21 protein-coding genes are annotated in these 16,179 nt (G+C 62.8%); 16 read left to right on the forward strand and 5 right to left on the reverse strand.

Features of this window, described 5'->3' with window-relative positions; genetic code table 11:
• Positions 1–207: 207 nt before the first annotated feature.
• A complete protein-coding gene (mnmD, locus tag MOV61_RS14985) occupies positions 208–948 on the reverse strand; it encodes a tRNA (5-methylaminomethyl-2-thiouridine)(34)-methyltransferase MnmD (RefSeq protein ID WP_247137136.1) in 741 nt (246 codons plus the stop codon).
• On the opposite strand from mnmD, the gene MOV61_RS14990 reads away from it, so the two are divergent.
• From MOV61_RS14990 to MOV61_RS15060, 15 genes are all read left to right on the forward strand, one after another.
• On the forward strand, positions 947–2,137 hold the full coding sequence (locus MOV61_RS14990; RefSeq protein ID WP_247137137.1) for an FAD-binding oxidoreductase: 1,191 nt from the start codon (positions 947–949) through the stop codon (positions 2,135–2,137). The genes mnmD and MOV61_RS14990 overlap by 2 nt on opposite strands.
• 123 nt (positions 2,138–2,260) lie before the next feature.
• Entirely contained in the window at positions 2,261–2,968 is a 708-nt protein-coding gene (locus MOV61_RS14995) for a DUF1045 domain-containing protein (protein WP_038544465.1), read from the forward strand.
• 73 nt (positions 2,969–3,041) lie between these two features.
• Positions 3,042–3,899: an AraC family transcriptional regulator gene (locus MOV61_RS15000; protein WP_247037217.1), complete on the forward strand. Its 858-nt coding sequence runs from the start codon at positions 3,042–3,044 to the stop codon at positions 3,897–3,899.
• A 106-nt stretch (positions 3,900–4,005) separates the two neighbouring features.
• Positions 4,006–4,674, forward strand: coding sequence for an AzlC family ABC transporter permease (locus MOV61_RS15005; RefSeq protein WP_247137159.1), 669 nt, complete (start codon positions 4,006–4,008; stop codon positions 4,672–4,674).
• Positions 4,671–4,973, forward strand: coding sequence for an AzlD family protein (locus tag MOV61_RS15010; RefSeq protein ID WP_247037219.1), 303 nt, complete (start codon positions 4,671–4,673; stop codon positions 4,971–4,973). The genes MOV61_RS15005 and MOV61_RS15010 overlap by 4 nt, the downstream gene beginning before the upstream one ends.
• Positions 4,974–5,043: 70 nt before the next feature.
• Positions 5,044–5,970 carry an allantoinase PuuE gene (gene puuE, locus MOV61_RS15015; protein WP_247137138.1) on the forward strand — a complete coding sequence of 309 codons (927 nt, stop codon included), beginning with the start codon at positions 5,044–5,046 and terminating at the stop codon, positions 5,968–5,970.
• The gene (gene uraD, locus MOV61_RS15020; protein ID WP_247037223.1) at positions 5,967–6,464 is read left to right on the forward strand and encodes a 2-oxo-4-hydroxy-4-carboxy-5-ureidoimidazoline decarboxylase; all 498 of its coding nucleotides are present in this window, start codon (positions 5,967–5,969) and stop codon (positions 6,462–6,464) included. The genes puuE and uraD overlap by 4 nt, the downstream gene beginning before the upstream one ends.
• Positions 6,465–6,532: 68 nt before the next feature.
• Positions 6,533–6,823, forward strand: a complete 291-nt coding sequence (locus MOV61_RS15025) for a nucleotidyltransferase family protein (protein ID WP_038544454.1) — start codon at positions 6,533–6,535, stop codon at positions 6,821–6,823.
• A complete protein-coding gene (locus MOV61_RS15030; RefSeq protein ID WP_247137139.1) occupies positions 6,820–7,182 on the forward strand; it encodes a DUF86 domain-containing protein in 363 nt (120 codons plus the stop codon). The genes MOV61_RS15025 and MOV61_RS15030 overlap by 4 nt, the downstream gene beginning before the upstream one ends.
• A 29-nt stretch (positions 7,183–7,211) precedes the next feature.
• Positions 7,212–7,712 (forward strand): ureidoglycolate lyase, encoded by a 501-nt coding sequence (locus tag MOV61_RS15035; protein ID WP_247137140.1) that lies wholly within the window; start codon positions 7,212–7,214, stop codon positions 7,710–7,712.
• Positions 7,709–8,065, forward strand: coding sequence for a hydroxyisourate hydrolase (gene uraH / locus MOV61_RS15040; RefSeq protein WP_247137141.1), 357 nt, complete (start codon positions 7,709–7,711; stop codon positions 8,063–8,065). The genes MOV61_RS15035 and uraH overlap by 4 nt, the downstream gene beginning before the upstream one ends.
• On the forward strand, positions 8,065–8,814 hold the full coding sequence (locus tag MOV61_RS15045) for a metallophosphoesterase (RefSeq protein ID WP_247137142.1): 750 nt from the start codon (positions 8,065–8,067) through the stop codon (positions 8,812–8,814). The genes uraH and MOV61_RS15045 overlap by 1 nt, the downstream gene beginning before the upstream one ends.
• Positions 8,815–8,874: 60 nt before the next feature.
• Positions 8,875–9,162 (forward strand): type II toxin-antitoxin system Phd/YefM family antitoxin, encoded by a 288-nt coding sequence (locus MOV61_RS15050; protein WP_038544445.1) that lies wholly within the window; start codon positions 8,875–8,877, stop codon positions 9,160–9,162.
• Positions 9,162–9,446 (forward strand): Txe/YoeB family addiction module toxin, encoded by a 285-nt coding sequence (locus tag MOV61_RS15055; RefSeq protein WP_247137143.1) that lies wholly within the window; start codon positions 9,162–9,164, stop codon positions 9,444–9,446. The genes MOV61_RS15050 and MOV61_RS15055 overlap by 1 nt, the downstream gene beginning before the upstream one ends.
• Before the next feature lie 70 nt (positions 9,447–9,516).
• Complete coding sequence (locus tag MOV61_RS15060) at positions 9,517–10,260, forward strand: hypothetical protein (RefSeq protein WP_038544441.1); 744 nt, start codon at positions 9,517–9,519, stop codon at positions 10,258–10,260.
• A 30-nt stretch (positions 10,261–10,290) separates the two neighbouring features.
• On the opposite strand, the gene MOV61_RS15065 is transcribed toward MOV61_RS15060, so the two are convergent.
• Positions 10,291–11,436, reverse strand: a complete 1,146-nt coding sequence (locus MOV61_RS15065) for an alpha-hydroxy acid oxidase (protein WP_046601309.1) — start codon at positions 11,434–11,436, stop codon at positions 10,291–10,293.
• Positions 11,437–11,573: 137 nt separating this feature from the next.
• Complete coding sequence (locus tag MOV61_RS15070; protein ID WP_247137144.1) at positions 11,574–12,548, reverse strand: quinone oxidoreductase; 975 nt, start codon at positions 12,546–12,548, stop codon at positions 11,574–11,576.
• A 95-nt stretch (positions 12,549–12,643) separates the two neighbouring features.
• Here MOV61_RS15070 and MOV61_RS15075 point away from each other — a divergent pair, with 95 nt between their 5' ends.
• Positions 12,644–13,501 (forward strand): LysR family transcriptional regulator, encoded by an 858-nt coding sequence (locus MOV61_RS15075; protein WP_247037231.1) that lies wholly within the window; start codon positions 12,644–12,646, stop codon positions 13,499–13,501.
• On the opposite strand, the gene guaD is transcribed toward MOV61_RS15075, so the two are convergent.
• Both guaD and puuD read right to left on the reverse strand, forming a co-directional pair.
• On the reverse strand, positions 13,498–14,826 hold the full coding sequence (gene guaD / locus MOV61_RS15080; protein ID WP_247137145.1) for a guanine deaminase: 1,329 nt from the start codon (positions 14,824–14,826) through the stop codon (positions 13,498–13,500). The genes MOV61_RS15075 and guaD overlap by 4 nt on opposite strands.
• Positions 14,823–16,049, reverse strand: a complete 1,227-nt coding sequence (gene puuD / locus MOV61_RS15085; RefSeq protein ID WP_247137146.1) for a urate hydroxylase PuuD — start codon at positions 16,047–16,049, stop codon at positions 14,823–14,825. Before puuD ends, guaD begins: the two co-directional genes overlap by 4 nt.
• Positions 16,050–16,179 lie beyond the last annotated feature (130 nt).

Below are 16,179 nucleotides of genomic sequence, written 5' to 3' on the forward strand. Positions count from 1 at the left end.
AGTGACAGCGGGCCGCGTTACATCGATCCGCCACCGCCGCCGCGGCCGCGCTGCTGGTTCGAGGACCGCCGCGTCCGCAACGCCTATGACGGCGGATGGCACATGGAAAGCCTGCGCGTCTGCCAGTAGGTGGCATGCAATGTGATGGATGGCAGCCGGTCTCAGGGCCGGCTGTTTTATGTTGGGCGGTCTTGGGGCGACCTTGGGTCAGGGCGCCGGTTTGATGCCGCACAACATCTCGCGTTTGCCAGCAAATCCCGGCCGCCGTTCGACGGTAAAACCGGCCGCCTGCAGGTTTCGCCGTACGAAGCCGGCTGCCGCATAAGTGCCGAACGTGCCGCCAGGTAAGGTCTTGTCATGGAGCGCCTGCATGATATCCGGCGACCACATGTCCGGATTGCGCGACGGCGCAAAGCCGTCGAGGAACCAGGCGTCGAAATCCGCGCTGGCCACGGAGACGCTTTCGAGCGCCGGGCCGCAGACGACCGTCAGGCGTGTCTGGGCGTCAGCGTCGATCACGACATTCCCGGCGGGCTCGTCCGGCCAAGCTTTGACCACTGCCTGCCGTTCCGCCGCGATCTCCGGCCAGCGGGTGAGCGCCCGGTCGATTTCGTCGCGCTGCATCGGATAGAGTTCGAAAGAGGTGAAATGAAGCTTCGCGCCTGCGGGGCGAAAAAGCTTCCATTGCCGCCAGGTCTCGCAGAAATTCAGGCCGGTGCCGAAACCGAGTTCGCCGATCCGGAAAGTCCGGTGACTTTTCCAGCGCTCCGGCAGGCCCCAGCGCTCCGGCAGGCCATTGCCGGCCAGAAACGTGTGGCCACACTCCAGCCGGCCGTCGGTGCGGCAATAAAAGTGATCGCCAAACTTTTGCGAATAGGGCATATCGCCGTCATGCCAGTCCAGGGTCTGGCTTTCGGTCACACGAATTTTAGGGTCACGGTCGCTCATGGGAGATGCGGATAATCCTGCCGGCTTCGGCGGTCAATCTCATGTCCTTCCCGCATCCGCCGATCTCGTCATCCTGGGCGGCGGCATCATGGGCCTCTGGGCGGCGGTCAAGGCCGAGCGACTCGGCATCCGCACCCTGCTTGTCGATGCCGGCTCGTTAGGGCAGGCGGCAAGCGGCGGGCTCTTGGGCGCCCTGATGCCGTATATGCCCGATAAGTGGGACGACAAGAAGCAGTTCCAGTTCGACGCGCTCCTATCGTTGGAAGACGAAATCGCTGAGCTCGAAGCCGAGACGGGCATGGCCTGTGGCTACCGCCGCTCCGGCCGACTGATTCCGTTGCCGAAGCCGCACTTACGCAAGATCGCGCTCGGCCATTCGGCCGATGCGGAAGCCTGCTGGCGGCGCGGTGACCGTCGTTTCCATTGGCATGTGCTCGACCGCCCGCCGCAAAAAGGCTGGCCGGATGCCTCCTTCGCAGCTGCCGGATTGGTACATGACACGTTTGCCGCCCGGGTTTCGCCGCGGGGTCTCGTATCGGCTCTCGCGGCCTTCCTGCGTAGGGCCGGCAATGTCCGAATCGTCGAAGGCCTGGAGGCCGAAACGATAGATCCAATTACTAATAGGATTATATTCCGTGGCGGCGAAAGTGTTGCCTTCGGCCAGTGCATCGTCTCGGCCGGCCACCGGTCCTTTTCTCTGCTTCAAGGCGTCTCGCCGCGGCTGAAACATCCGATCGGCCAGCCGGTCAAGGGGCAGGCGGCGCTGCTCAAGGCCAATATCGATCCGTCTCTGCCGGTGATCTTCCTGAACGGCCTTTACCTGGTCGCCCATGAGGGCGGTCACGTGGCGGTCGGCAGCACCAGCGAGGATATGTTCGAAGATCCGTACTCGACCGATTCCCAGCTGGATGAGCTGATCGCGCGCGCCCGGTCGCTCGTGCCGGCCCTGGCGCAGGCCCCCGTCGTCGAGCGCTGGGCGGGATTGCGGCCGAAGGCGATCGGCCGCGATCCGATGGTCGGCGCGCATCCCGATCACGCCCGAGTGATCGCGCTCACAGGTGGTTTTAAGGTGAGTTTCGGTATCGCGCATAGGTTGGCGGATGCGGCGCTCAATGCCGTGAATGGCCGGGAAATGCGGCTTCCGGCGTCATTTACGCTCACCAGTCATCTTGCCGTCGCCTCGCGTTAAACGCGAGTTTTCGGTCCTCCGCGTCGTTATTCTGTCATGCAAATCACTTAACCCCCACGGCAGGGATTGTTGAGCAATGCGTAAAACACGGGGTTGCTGAAAAGGACGTTCAGAAGGTGACGCATGCGCTATGCCATTCATTTCACGCCTCCGGCGCATGATCCGCTGACGGTCGCTGCCGCCCAGTGGCTCGGCCGCAACGCCTTTTCAGGCGAAGCGACGGAGCCGCCGGCAATCCGTGGCATCGGCATTCACGACATTGCTTTCAACACCGCGCTGCCACGCCGCTACGGTTTCCACGCGACGCTGAAGGCGCCGTTCCGCTTGGCACCCGACGTGACCGAACCGATGCTGCTGCGCCATCTGATGCGGTTTGCCGGCACCCACAGCCCTTTCGAACTGCCGAAGCTCGAAGTCGTGCGGCTCGGCAACTTCTTCGGCCTGGCGCCGGTCGTTCCTTGCGATACCGTCCGGTTCCTGGCTGCTTCCGTGGTCCAGGAGTTCGACAATTTCCGCACGCCATTGTCGGAAGCCGAGCTGGAGCGCAGCGATTCTGGCGATCTCTCGGCGCCGCAATTCGCCAACCTGCATCGCTGGGGCCACCCTTATGTGATGGACGAGTTCCGTTTCCACATGACCCTGACCGGCCCGCTGTCGCTGGTCGAGATGCCGCGTTTCGACCTGGCGCTGCGCGATTATTTCGAACCCTATCTGAAAAAGCCGGTCGAGATCGCCAATCTGGCGCTCTTCATCGAGGAGGAGCCCGGCGCGCCCTTCCTGGTGCATTCGCTGCATCCGATGGGCCGCGTGGCGGCGCGCAAGATCGCCTGACATTCAGGTGCCTCTGGCTTCCGGCGTCACTTTTGTTCAAGAGCGATGGTCGCCGATCTGCTATACTTTTTCCATGGAGAATATCTCGCAGGAACAGGCCACCGACCACATGCCGCTGATGCCGGCAGAGGTGACCCGTTTTTGGCGGGACGATCGCTTTGGCGGCATGGAATGCCTGCGCGCGACGTTTCTCACCCACGAATTCGCGCCGCATGCGCATGATACGTTCAGTATAGGTGCGATCGAGCAGGGCATGCAGGTTTGCACCATCAAGGGCAGCCGTGAAAGCGCCGGGCCGGGCGGGCTCTACCTGATCAATCCGGGCGAGACACATGACGGTGCGCCGCGGGGCGGCGGGTATCGCTACCGGATGATCTATCCGGATGTCGCACTGCTTCGCGAGATACTCGAAGACGTCACCGGCAAACCCTTCCAGGGCACGCCCGCCTTCGGCATCCAGCTCCTCCACGACCAGGCGCTCGCCGACGCTTTCCACCAGGCGCACCGGACGCTGGAAGAAGGCTCCGGCGCGCTCGAAACCAGCCAGGCGATGTTCCTGGTGCTCGACGCGATGTTCCGCCGTCACGGCAGTTCGATCATCGTACCGGCCGATACGACGGAGCGCACCGCCGTGCGCCAGGCCCGCGACTACCTCACCGAGAATTTTGCTTGCGATGTCGGGCTGGAGGAACTTGCGACCGTCGCGGGTCTCAGCCGCGCTCACCTTATCCGCGCGTTCCGCAAGGAATTCCACATCACGCCGCATTCCTTCCTCACGGATATCCGCATCCGCGCGGCCCGCAAGCGGTTGAGGGAAGGCGGCCAGCCGGCCGAGATCGCGCTCGAATGCGGTTTTGCCGACCAGGCGCATTTCACCCGGCACTTCAAGGCCCGCACGGGGCTGACGCCGGGGCAATACCGGGCTCGCTGATCACTTTCGTTCAAGACGGCTATCCACTTGATCTTTAAGACCTCCGCTTCCAACGGAGGTTTTTGACGTGAATGGCAATGCAAGGTTTCAAGACTTCCTCGGGGGCATGCGGGCGATCTCGCCACTGATCGCCGCGGTCATCCCGATCGGTCTCGTTTTTGGCGCGGTTGCGGCCACGAAAGGCCTGTCGCCGGCTGAGGCGGGGTTGATGAGCGCGCTGGTATTCGCCGGTGGGTCGCAGTTCGTAGCGATGGATATCTGGACCCATCCGGCCTCCTGGACCGGGGTCGGTTTTGCGGCGCTGTTGGTTAATATCCGCCACGTGCTGATGAGCGCCTCGCTCGGTATCAGAATGGATGGTTTTGGCCAGCCGGCGCGCCATCTCTCGATGCTGTTCCTCGCCGACGAGATCTGGGCGATGGCGGAGTTCCGGGCCAAGGTGGCGCGGCTGACGCCCGCCTGGTTCGCCGGCCTCGCCATGCCCTTCTATCTCGCCTGGGTACTCTCGGGGCTGGCTGGTGCCGCCCTCGGCGCCTTTCTCGGCGACCCGGTGGTGCTCGGGCTCGACTTTGCCTTTCCAGCCGTCTTCATCGTGCTGGTCATGGGTTTCTGGAAGGGACCGGAAACCGGCGCCGTGCTGCTCGCGAGCGGCGCGGCCGCCGTCGCCACCCAACATTTCGTGCCGGGCGTCTGGTATATCGCTGCCGGTGCTATCGCCGGCCTTGCCGCCGCCCTGGTGACCGGCAAAACCCGGGACGTCGAGGTGACGCCATGACTGTTGATCTCGCCACGCTCATTGCCATCCTCGCCATGGCGGCTGCGACCGCGCTTACCCGGTTGAGCGGCCTCGTGCTCATCCGCCACGTCTCGCTCGAAGGCGGCCGCCGCAAGGCGATCGAATCGATCCCGCCGGCAGTTCTGATGGCTGTCGTCGCGCCGACCGCTTTTGCGACCGGGATTGCCGAAACCTTGGCCTGCGCCGTGACTGCTTTTGCGGCACTTCGCCTGCCGATGCTCGTTTCCGTGGCACTCGGGGTCGCCTCAGTCGCGATCCTTCGGGCGCTCGGCCTCTAAGCGTCATTTCCATCTCGACATGGCCGGAAAGGGTGCGCTACCGTCCGGCCTCATTCGTCGAAGGTGATCCATGCAGGCAAAAGACTATCCGCGCGAACTCGTCGGCTACGGCCGTTCCACCCCCGATCCGAAATGGCCGGGCGGCGCTCACGTCGCCGTGCAGTTCGTGATCAATTACGAGGAGGGTGGCGAGAGCTCGATCATGGACGGCGATCCGGCCTCGGAGAACCTGCTGTCGGAAATCGTCGGTGCCGCGCCCTGGCCGGGCCAGCGCAACCTCAACATGGAATCGATCTACGAATACGGCTCGCGCGCCGGCTTCTGGCGGCTGTTTCGGATGTTTACCGAACTCAAGGTGCAGACCACCGTCTACGGCGTGACGCTCGCCATGGCCCGCAATCCGGAAGCGGTCTCCGCCATGAAGGAAGCCGGCTGGGAGATCGCCAGCCACGGCTACCGTTGGCTGGAATACAAGGATTTCCCGGAGGCAAAGGAGCGCGAGCACATCCTCGAGGCCGTGCGGCTGCACACCGAGCTCGTCGGCGAGCGGCCCTACGGCATGTACCAGGGCAAGCCTTCCGACAACACGCTGAAACTGGTCATGGAAGAGGGCGGCTTCCTCTATTCCTCCGACAGTTACGCAGACGATCTGCCTTACTGGGTCAACGGGCTCGACCAGAAGCCCTTCCTGATCATCCCATATACGCTGGAGACCAACGACATGCGGTTTGCGACACCGCAGGGCTTCAACACCGGCGACCAGTTCTTCACCTACCTCAAGGATGCCTTCGACGTGCTTTACCAGGAGGGCAGGGAAGGCGCGCCGAAGATGATGTCGGTCGGCCTCCACTGCCGCCTCGTCGGGCGGCCCGGCCGCGCCGCCGCGTTGAAGCGTTTCATCGAATATGTGCTCAGCCAGGACAAGGTCTGGATCCCGCAGCGCATCGAGATTGCCAGACACTGGCACGAGCATCACAAGCCGGCGGCCGCGCTATGACCGCCCGCGGCGATTTCATCCAGATGTTCGGCGGCGTGTTCGAACATTCGCCCTTCATCGCCGAACGCGCCTATGACGCCGGTCTGATGCTGGTGCCGCTGACGTCCAAGAGCGTGCATGACGCGCTGAACTCGATCTTCCGCCGGGCAAGCCGCGAGGAACGCCTCGGCGTGCTGCGCGCCCATCCCGACCTTGCGGGCAAGCTGGCGATCGCCGGCGAACTGACCGAGGACAGCAAAAAAGAACAGGCCGGCGCCGGGCTGGACCGCCTGAGCGCTGCCGAACACGCCCGCTTCACCGAGCTCAATACCGCCTATACGCAAAAATTCGGCTTCCCTTTCATCATCGCGGTCAAGGGCCTCACCAAGGACGATATCCTTGCTGCCTTCGAGAAGCGCATCGACAATTCTGCGGACGAGGAGTTCGACACCGCCACCGCCCAGGTGGAAAAGATCGCGCTCCTGCGTCTGCAATCGCTGCTTCCGGGACATTGAGGTCCCGGGCGCTGCTTTCCTCAATCCTCTCCGTCGCTTATACTGGCGATATCAGGAGTGACGCCGCCATGAGACCGTCGGAAGTGCTGGAGAAGAACCGGGATGTCATCCGGGAGATCGTTGCCCGCCGGCAGGTCTCCAATCCTCGCGTCTATGGCTCAGTGCTGCGCGGCGAAGACCGACCCGACAGCGATCTCGATATCCTGGTCGACCCGTCGCCGACCACGTCCCTGTTCACGCTCGGCGGACTTCAGGGAGATCTCGAAGAAGCGTTGGGCGTTCCGGTGGATGTCAAGGTTCCGGGGGATTTTCCGCCCAAGATCCGCGAACGCATCGTCGCGGAAGCGTTGGCGATATGAGTGCAGAGCGTCTCGAAGCCTATCTTGATCGGATGGTCGTCACTGGAAACAAGGCCGTCAGATATGTCTCTGGCCTGGATCGCGAGGCCTTTCGGCTTGATGAAATCAAGCAGGATGCGGTGATCGCCAACATCATGGCGATCGGCGAATGCGCGACCAAGATCATGGAGCGTTTTCCGGATTTCGTCGTCGAGCATCCGGAGATCCCGTGGAGAGACATCCGCAACATGCGCAACCGCATCGCACATCAGTATTTTCACCTGGATATCGGCACGGTCTGGTTGACCGTCGATCGGATGATCCCGGAACTTCTCTCCCAGCTCGACTCCCTGCGCAACTGGCGTGCTCAGGGTGAATGACTGAAGCAGAATGATCGAAGGCGAATGAATTGACCGAATATCTGGAAATCCTGCCCCTTACCAAGCAAGCCTTCGCGCCTTTCGGCGATGTCATCGAGGCCGATCCGGCGACCATGCGGCTGATCAACGGCGGCACGACCGAGCGCTATCATGCGCTCGCCGAGCCCGTGGTGATCGGCGAGCCGGAGCGGCTGATCTTCAGCATCTTCCGCAGCAAGCCGCGGCAGTTCCCTTACGCGATCACCATGATGGAGCGGCATCCTTTCGCCAGCCAGAGCTTTTCGCCGATCTCCGGCCAGCCGTTCCTGATCGCCGTTTCGGATAACGAGGGCGGACGGCCGGGCAAGCCGCAGGTCTTCCTCGTGGAGCCGCATCAGGGCGTCAATTATTTCCCCAATTCGTGGCATCATCCGCTGATGGCGATCGGCGTCGTCAGCGATTTCTTGGTGGTGGACAGGGATAATACCTCCGCAAACTACGAGGAAGCGTTCTTCGAGACCCCGTATCTCATCGCGGAGCCAAGCCTATGACGGGCCTCACCACCCATGTGCTCGACACCGCCAGCGGTACGCCTGCGGAGGGGCTTTCGATCGATCTCTACCGGCTGAACGGTGAGGCTCGCGAAAAACTCAAGACGGTCGTCACCAATAGCGACGGCCGCGTCGATGGCGGGCCGATCCTGATCGGCGAGACCTTTCTTGCCGGCGAATACGAACTGGTTTTCCATGCCGGCGCCTACCTTCGAGCCCGCGGCGTTGCCTTGACCGAGCCGCCCTTTCTCGACGTGATCCCGATCCGTTTCGGCATTTCCGACACGACGGCGCACTATCACGTGCCGCTGCTGCTTTCGCCCTACGGTTATTCCACCTATCGGGGGAGCTGATGCGCTTTGCCGCGATCGCCGACATCCACGGGAATTGCGCAGCGCTCGAAGCGGTGCTTGCCGATATTCACGGGCAAGGCATCACCGAGATCGTCAATCTCGGCGATTGCCTGAGCGGCCCCCTCGAAGCCGGGCGCACCGCCGACCTGCTGCTCCTTCTCGATACGATGGCGACGCTGACGGTGCGCGGCAATCACGATCGCTACCTGATCGAAAACCCGGCGAATGCAATGCCCTCCTGGGAAGTGCACGCCTTTTCGCAATTGGCGCCGCGCCACCTGCAATGGCTGCGCAAGCTGCCGTTCAGCGCCGTCTATCGGGACGAGGCCTATCTTTGCCACGCGACGCCGCAGTCGGACAACGTTTACTGGCTGGAGCAGGTATCGAGCCAAGGCCATGTCTTTCTGAAGCCGCTGGAGGAGATCGAGGCGCTGGCTGACGGCATCGAACAACCGCTGATCCTTTGCGGCCACAGCCATATTCCGCGGGCGGTGCAACTGTCCGACGGCCGGTTGATCGTCAATCCCGGCAGCGTCGGCTGTCCGGCCTATGACGACGACACGCCGCATTTCCACAAGGTGGAAACCGGCCACGCCATGGCGTCCTACGCGATCCTCGAAAAGACCTCCTCCGGCTGGACACCGCAATTCCGCAACGTGTCCTACGATCACCTGGCGATGTCGCGGCTCGCTGCCGAAAACGGCCGCGCCGACTGGGCGGTGGCACTGGCGACGGGCCGGGCGGGGTAGTCCAAATTGACTTCGCTAGAGACTTGTACTATTTATTGTACAGGTAATGAGGAGCCGCCCATGCGCACCGTCATGTTTTCCCAAGCCCGCCAGGAGCTTGCTAGCCTCCTCGACGAGGTCTCGAACGACCGCGCGCCGATCGAGATCATGCGCCGCGACAAGCCATCGGCCATCCTGATCGATAAGGACGAATACGAGGGCATGCTGGAGACGCTCCACCTGATGTCGACGCCCGCCAATGCGACGCGGCTGATGGAGGCGATCGCCAACGTCAACGACGGCTCCAAGCTGATCGCGCACGACTTGATTGAACCTGAAGACTATATTCCCAACAAGAAGGCCGATTGATGCCTCCAGGGAAAGCCTACCTGCTCGTCTGGGAGCCGGAGGGCTGGCGCGAGTATGTTTCCTGGCAGGAGACCGATCCCAAAATGGTCGGTCGGATCAACGAGTTGATCAGGGACATATTGCGTCACCCCTTCGAGGGCATCGGTAAGCCTGAGCCTTTGCGCAATCAGCTCAAAGGGCAGTGGTCGCGCCGGATTACTCAGGAACACCGCCTCGTTTACCGAGTGGAGAACAGCAGCGATCAGCCGCGGCTGATCATTCTCCAGTGCCGTTTCCACTACTGACCGCTCTTCCTGAAACCTTTCGGCAATCCTTCCCCACGATACTTTCTCCGATTCGACAGGAGAGATCGTCATGGCTCAAACGCGCGGCAAATCCGGTTCTCGGCGCAGGAGCGCGCCCAAGCGGTCGTCGAGCTCCGGTTCGTCGCTCTGGCCTTGGCTCGGAGTGCTAGCGCTGGTGGCCGGCGGGATTGCGCTTTACGAGAATTCCGCGGCAACGAGGCGTTTTGTTGCTGGCCTGACTTCGGGAAAACCGCTCCAGGTCGCGGCAAAACCTGTGCCGGCGAAATCCGTCGAGGCAAGTTCCGGCCCGTCGCACCGACCCGTCACGCCAAAGCCTGCGGTCGCTCCCGACCAGAGCCACACTGCCGCGATCATCCCGCCGGCGCCGATCGGCAAGCCGATTCTCGAGGAGATCCAGAAGGCTGCCGAGGCGCCGAAGAGCAACGAGAACCTTGCCGGCGCCTATGAGGCGAAATTCTATCTGTGCGGATCGGCCAAGCAGGACGACTGCGTCACTGCGGCCGACCGTTTCGTATTCCACGGTCAGAAGATCCGCCTCGTCGGCATCGAGGTGCCCGACATCAAGAAGCCGCGCTGCGAGGCGGAGCGGATCAAGGCGAGCGATGCGGAGCTACGGGTACGCGCCTTCCTCGATTCCGGTCCGTTCGAACTCGTCACCTGGCAGGGCAACGAGGACGAGGTCGAAGGCCACAAGCTGCGCGAAGTCACCCGCAATGGCCGCTCGCTCGCCGATGTCCTCGTCAACGAGGGCCTGGCCAAGCGGCCGGGCGTCGGCAAGGGCGGCTGGTGCTGAGATAGCAGCTCCTCCGCCTTCGCCCGGTCGTCAGAACGGCATGTTGGCGAGGATGTTGCGGTCGATATGCTGGATATCCCGCTTGCCGCAGAGTGCCATGGTGATGTCGAGTTCCTTGCGGATGATCTCGAGCGTCGTGGTGACGCCTTCCTTGCCCATGGCGCCGAGGCCGTAGAGGAAAGGCCGGCCGATATAGGTGCCGCGGGCGCCGAGCGCCACGGCCTTGAGCACGTCCTGGCCCGACCGAATGCCGCCGTCCACATGCACTTCGATCCGGTCGCCGACCGCCTCGACGATTTTCGGCAGCATGCTGATCGATGAGGGGGCGCCGTCGAGCTGGCGGCCGCCGTGGTTGGAGACGATGATCGCATCCGCGCCGGTATCGGCGGCGGCGCGTGCGTCCTCTTCGTCGAGGATCCCCTTGATGATCATCTTGCCGCCCCAGAGGTCCTTGATCCAGCGGATGTCGTCCCAGGACAGCCGTGGGTCGAACTGTTCCGCCGTCCAGGCGCCGAGCGAGGAGAGGTCCGAAACATTGCTCGCATGGCCGACGATATTGCCGAAACCGCGGCGCTTGGTCTGAAGCATTTCCAGGCACCATCTCGGGCGCGTCACGAGCTGCAGGGCCGCGTTGAGCGTCGGCTTCGGCGGAGCCGCAAGGCCATTGCGCAGGTCCTTGTGGCGCTGGCCGAGGATCTGCAGGTCGGCGGTGACGACGAGCGCCGAACATTTCGCCGCCTTGGCGCGGCCGATCAGCCGTTCGACGAAGCCGCGGTCCTTCATCACGTAGAGCTGGAACCAGAAGGGTTTCGTGGTCACCGAGGCGACGTCCTCGATCGAGCAGATGCTCATGGTCGAGAGCGTGAAGGGCACGCCGAATTCTTCCGCCGCCTTGGCGGCCAGCATTTCGCCGTCGGCATGCTGCATGCCGGTCATGCCGGTCGGCGCCAGCGCCACGGGCATCGCGGCCTTTTCGCCGATCATCGTGGTTTCGAGCGTGCGGTTGGTCATGTCGACCAGGACGCGCTGGCGCAGCTTGATCCTGGAATAGTCTTCCTCGTTCGCCCGATACGTTCCCTCTGTCCAGGCGCCGCTGTCGGCATAGTCGAAGAACATCTTCGGCACCCGACGGCGGGCAAGGATTTTCAGGTCTGCGATGGTCAGCGGTTTGGACATCGATATTCTTCCTCCGGATGCTAGCAGACGAGTAGCATATCTTCGCCGCACTGCCAGAGGAATGTCGAGCGATATCGCGCGCTGTTTCTCCCCAGTTTATCTCCTGGGCGTGGGGTCCTGCGCAATATCGCCTGCCGTCACTCGGGGATAAGCAGCAGGCTGCCGGCTGCACGGCCGCTTTCCAGGAATTCCTGCGCCCTGGCTGCCTCTTCTAGCGGATACTTTCCCGCGACGACCGCGGTGATGCCGTTCTCCATTGCGGCAATCGCCGCGTTCGCCGCCTCGCGATAATTGGCCTGGTCGTTGATGAAGGCAAGGATGCTGGGATGCGACAGGGCCTTGCCCGGCCTTAGCTGATCGACGCTGACCGGCGGGATCGGGCCGGCGGCCTGGCCTATGGTCACCACGGTGCCGAACGGTCGGACGCTGTCGATCGTCTTGGCAAGCATGGAACCGCCAATTCCGTCATAGCCGACATCGACGCCGCGTCCGTTCGTCCGGAACTTGACCTCACCCACCAGATCCGCATCGCGCCCGACGATCAAGTGATCGGCGCCGTAGCTGCGGGCCAGTTCCGCCTTTTCCTCCGAGCTTACGGTTCCGATCACCGTCGCACCGAGTTCCTTGGCCCATTTGACCAGGATCGCACCGAGACCGCCTGCGGCCGCGTGAACCAGGACGGTGGTGCCGGTGCCGACCGGATAAGTCTTGTAAAGCAGCATATAGGCCGTCATCGCTTTCAGCAGCGAGGAGGCCGCCGTCGCCGCGTCGATCTGCGGGGGAAGAAGGATGGCCCGCTGTGCCGCCAGCGCCCGGCGCGTCGCATAGGCTCCGGCCGGGACGCCACAATAGGCGATCCGATCGCCGATCTTCAGACCGGCGATCGCGGAGCCGACGGCTTCCACCGTGCCGGCCGCCTCGACACCGATCACGGCGGGATAGGATGGCAGCGCGTAGATTCCCCTGCGGTGATAGATATCGACGAAGTTCATGCCGATCGCGTCGTGCCGCACGATAATTTCGTCCTCCTTGGGCGTTAGTTGAGGCTGTTCCAGTATCTGCAGGTTTTCCGACCCGCCGGGGGAGGTCAGGCTCACCAGGATATTCGCCATCGTCATTCTCCATGTTTGAGGCGGGGTCAGGATGGGCCTTTGCTTATTGTTTGAAAATTCCCTATTCGTGGACAATCGATGGGAAAAATTTGACAATGCTCGACTGGGAAAACCTCCGTTATTTTCTGGCGCTCTCGAACAGCGGAACGTTGCTCGGCGCCGCCCGGATACTCGGCGTGGAACACGCGACCGTCAGCCGCCGCGTGGCGCTTCTGGAGGAGCAGTTGCAGGCAAGATTGGTCGATCGCCGCGGCCGGAAGGTCACACTGACTGTCGAAGGCGAACGCATTGCCGAACTGGCACGGCGGATGGAGGAACAGGCTCTCGCCACCGATCAGGCGAGGCTCAAACAGGATCGGCTGGCCGGCACGGTGCGCATCAGCGCACCTCCGGCCCTTTCGGACCTGCTGTTGCCGGAGCCAATCGCTATGCTTCGCCGACGTCACCCCGAGATCGAGATCGTCGTTGCCGGCGAAAAGCGCTACGCTTCCCTCAACCGTCGAGAGGCGGACATTGCGGTGCGTCTGGCCCGTCCCGAACAGGGGGATCTTACAGTCACGCGGATCGGCAGCGTTCGGTTCGATTTCTATGCGTCGCCGTCCTACCTTGCCGAGACGCCACAAGAGGAATGGAGCTTTATCGCTTACGGCGAGGACATGGAGACTTCGCCGCAGCATCGGCGGCTTCTCGATATCGCGAGAGGGCGGCGTGTCGGCCTGAGGGCCTCGACGCTGGAATTCCAGCGCGCAATGGCCCGGGCGGGCGGCGGGGTCGCCATCCTGCCCGATTTCTTCGTCAGCGCCGGCGACGGGCTCGCCGTCGCGCTGGTGGAGGACGAACCCGTGACGCGCGACATCTGGCTCGTCGTCCATTCGGATATCCGCGACGTGCCGATTGTCCGCGCTGTCATGGACGCGATCAAGGAGGGCGCTCGGCGGAAGGCGGGCGGCTAGGTCCTGACCTGGCTTACGTCGAATTCGCTCTTCATTGCCTTGCCCGCCACATAGGTCTCGACCACGGCGCGGTCGTCGCCCATGGTCTGAAGAAGGAAGAGTTCTTCCCCCAGCGTCTTCACCGTTTCCATCCGTAGCCGCATGGCCGGCGTCGAGGCGGCGTTCAGCACCACGAGGTCGGCATCGGTGCCGGGCTCCAGCGTGCCGATACGTTCCGCCATAGACAGCGCCTCGGCATTGCCTCTGGTCATCAGGTAGAAGCTTTCGAGCGGGTTCAGACGCTCGCCGAGGAGCTGCTGGATCTTGTAGGCCTCGTCCATCGTCCGCAGCATCGAATAGCTCGATCCGCCGCCGATATCGGTGGCGACTGCCACCCTGACCGGCTTTTCCCGCCGCATCAGCGATTTCATCGGAAACAGGCCGGAGCCGAGGAAGAGGTTGGAGGTCGGGCAGTGGACTGCGACGGCGCCTGCCTCCGACAACACATCGGCTTCGCGGTCGGAAAGATGGATCGCGTGGCCGAGCAAGGTCTTGGGCCCGAGAAGGCCGTAATGGGCGTAGATGTCGGTATAGTCCCTGGCGTCCGGATAAAGCTCGCCGGTGTAGCGAATCTCCTCGTGGTTTTCGGAGAGATGCGTCTGGATATGCAGGTCGGGAAACTCCTGCGCCAGCGCCTGGGCGGCCTTCATCTGGCCGGGGGTCGAGGTGATCGCGAAGCGCGGGGTGATGGCGACGTGGCAGCGGCCCTTGCCGTGCCAGTCGGCGATCACAGCTCTCGTTTCGTCATAACCCATCTGCGGCGTGTCGAGCAGACCCTGCGGGGCGTTGCGGTCCATCATCACCTTGCCGCCGACCATGCACATGCCGCGCTTCAGGGCTTCGGCAAAGAAAGCGTCGGCCGAGGTCTTGTGAACGGAGCAGTAGGCGACCGCCGTGGTGGTGCCGTGGCGCAGCAACTCGTCATAGAAATGTGTGGCGATGCGCGCCGCGTGTTCGCTTTCGACGAACCGGCATTCCTCAGGGAAGGTGTAGGTGTTCAGCCATTCGAGCAGATTGGCGGCATAGGAGGCGATCACCTGCATCTGCGGGAAATGCAGGTGCGTGTCGATGAAGCCCGGCAGGATCAGATGCGGCCGATGGTCGATTTCCTCGACGCCCTCCGGCGCAATCGCCTTGACCGTTCCGTAGCTGCCGGCAACCGAAATCGTGTTCCCGTCGATCAGCAGCGCGCCGTCGCTCTCATAGGCGTAACTGTCCGTGTCGGTCAGCGAGTGCGGAGCGCGCTTGAAGGAGAGCAGCCGTCCGCGGATCAGCATCTGGGTCATTGGGATATCGTGCTTTCGTACCAGGCCGTCAGCAGCCGGCGTTCGTCCGGCGAGATGGCGGTGACATTGCCGGGCGGCATGGCGTGACTGCGGCCCGCCTGGATATAGATCTCCCGCGCGTGGGCGGCAATCTCTGCGTCAGTCTCCAGTCTGACGGATTTCGGGGTGAAATTGACGCCTTCATAAACGGGTTCAGCCGCGTGGCACATGGAACAGCGCGCCTGCACGACATCCCTCGCTGCACCGAAATGGGCATTGGCCGCGAATTTCTGGGCGACCGGGGTCATCGAGGTCTCGGTCTCGCCGGTCAGAACCTTCGGCACGGTCGAGAGCCACATGATGACGATGAAGAGCAGAACCGTCACCAGCCAGGTCCAGGTCGGCTTGCCCTTGCGGGCGTGGGTGGTGTTGAACCAGTGCCTGATCGTCACGCCCATCAGGAAGACGAGTGCGGCGATCACCCAGTTGAAATGGGTCGCAAACGCCAGCGGATAGTGGTTGGAGAGCATGAAGAAGATGACGGGCAGCGTCAGGTAGTTGTTGTGCAGCGAACGCTGCTTGGCGATCATGCCGTATTTCGGGTCGGGCGTGCGCCCCGCGATCAGGTCGGCGACGACGATCTTCTGGTTGGGGATGATGATGAAGAAGACGTTGGCGGACATGATCGTCGCGGTGAACGCGCCGAGATGCAGGAAGGCGGCGCGGCCGGAGAATATCTGCGTATACCCCCAGGCCATGGCGATCAGCACCAGGAAGAGCAGCGCCATCAGCCCCCAGGTGTTCTTTCCGAGCGGCGATTTGCAGAGCAGATCGTAGATGATCCAGCCGATCGACAGCGATGCGAGCGACAACAGGATTGCTTGCCAGGGGGCGAGAGCCATCACCGTTCGATCGATCAGGAACAGGTCGGCGCCGCCGTAATAGACGATGCAGAGCATCAGAAAACCGGAGAGCCAGGTGAAATAGCTCTCGTATTTGAACCAGGTCAGGTGTTCGGGCATCTGTGCCGGCGCCACCAGGTATTTCTGGACGTGGTAGAAACCGCCGCCATGCACCTGCCATTCCTCGCCATAGACGCCGGCGGGCATGTTCGGGCGCTTCGTCAGCCCCAGATCGAGCGCGATGAAATAGAACGACGAGCCGATCCAGGCGATCGCCGTGATGACATGGAACCAGCGGGCGGCGAAACTCAGCCATTCCCAGGCGACGGCATATTCATACATTCAGACTTCCCCTTATTGCCCCCCGACTCGTCACTTTGGGGAAAAAACCTGGCCAAGGGAAGAGGGCGCTGCGGCGAACACTTTTTGTTCCGCCACGGAACCGGGACCGGCAGCTTCGAGTTCCCTTCGC

Origin of the sequence: Neorhizobium sp. BETTINA12A (assembly GCF_023006485.1) — a bacterium.
Taxonomy (GTDB): Bacteria; Pseudomonadota; Alphaproteobacteria; order Rhizobiales; family Rhizobiaceae; genus Neorhizobium.

Bases quoted from the DNA above. Each gene is read 5' to 3' on its own strand.
- MOV61_RS15045 (WP_247137142.1), top strand. From the start codon at position 8,065: ATGCGCTTTGCCGCGATCGCCGACATCCACGGGAATTGCGCAGCGCTC.
- MOV61_RS15060 (WP_038544441.1), top strand. From the start codon at position 9,517: ATGGCTCAAACGCGCGGCAAATCCGGTTCTCGGCGCAGGAGCGCGCCC.
- MOV61_RS15005 (WP_247137159.1), top strand. From the start codon at position 4,006: ATGCGGGCGATCTCGCCACTGATCGCCGCGGTCATCCCGATCGGTCTC.
- uraD (WP_247037223.1), top strand. From the start codon at position 5,967: ATGACCGCCCGCGGCGATTTCATCCAGATGTTCGGCGGCGTGTTCGAA.
- puuD (WP_247137146.1), bottom strand. From the start codon at position 16,049: ATGTATGAATATGCCGTCGCCTGGGAATGGCTGAGTTTCGCCGCCCGC.
- mnmD (WP_247137136.1), bottom strand. From the start codon at position 948: ATGAGCGACCGTGACCCTAAAATTCGTGTGACCGAAAGCCAGACCCTG.
- MOV61_RS15000 (WP_247037217.1), top strand. From the start codon at position 3,042: ATGGAGAATATCTCGCAGGAACAGGCCACCGACCACATGCCGCTGATG.
- MOV61_RS15070 (WP_247137144.1), bottom strand. From the start codon at position 12,548: ATGGCGAATATCCTGGTGAGCCTGACCTCCCCCGGCGGGTCGGAAAAC.
- MOV61_RS15050 (WP_038544445.1), top strand. From the start codon at position 8,875: ATGCGCACCGTCATGTTTTCCCAAGCCCGCCAGGAGCTTGCTAGCCTC.
- MOV61_RS15025 (WP_038544454.1), top strand. From the start codon at position 6,533: ATGAGACCGTCGGAAGTGCTGGAGAAGAACCGGGATGTCATCCGGGAG.
- MOV61_RS14995 (WP_038544465.1), top strand. From the start codon at position 2,261: ATGCGCTATGCCATTCATTTCACGCCTCCGGCGCATGATCCGCTGACG.
- MOV61_RS15065 (WP_046601309.1), bottom strand. From the start codon at position 11,436: ATGTCCAAACCGCTGACCATCGCAGACCTGAAAATCCTTGCCCGCCGT.
- puuE (WP_247137138.1), top strand. From the start codon at position 5,044: ATGCAGGCAAAAGACTATCCGCGCGAACTCGTCGGCTACGGCCGTTCC.
- MOV61_RS15030 (WP_247137139.1), top strand. From the start codon at position 6,820: ATGAGTGCAGAGCGTCTCGAAGCCTATCTTGATCGGATGGTCGTCACT.
- uraH (WP_247137141.1), top strand. From the start codon at position 7,709: ATGACGGGCCTCACCACCCATGTGCTCGACACCGCCAGCGGTACGCCT.
- MOV61_RS15075 (WP_247037231.1), top strand. From the start codon at position 12,644: ATGCTCGACTGGGAAAACCTCCGTTATTTTCTGGCGCTCTCGAACAGC.
- guaD (WP_247137145.1), bottom strand. From the start codon at position 14,826: ATGACCCAGATGCTGATCCGCGGACGGCTGCTCTCCTTCAAGCGCGCT.
- MOV61_RS15055 (WP_247137143.1), top strand. From the start codon at position 9,162: ATGCCTCCAGGGAAAGCCTACCTGCTCGTCTGGGAGCCGGAGGGCTGG.
- MOV61_RS15010 (WP_247037219.1), top strand. From the start codon at position 4,671: ATGACTGTTGATCTCGCCACGCTCATTGCCATCCTCGCCATGGCGGCT.
- MOV61_RS14990 (WP_247137137.1), top strand. From the start codon at position 947: ATGGGAGATGCGGATAATCCTGCCGGCTTCGGCGGTCAATCTCATGTC.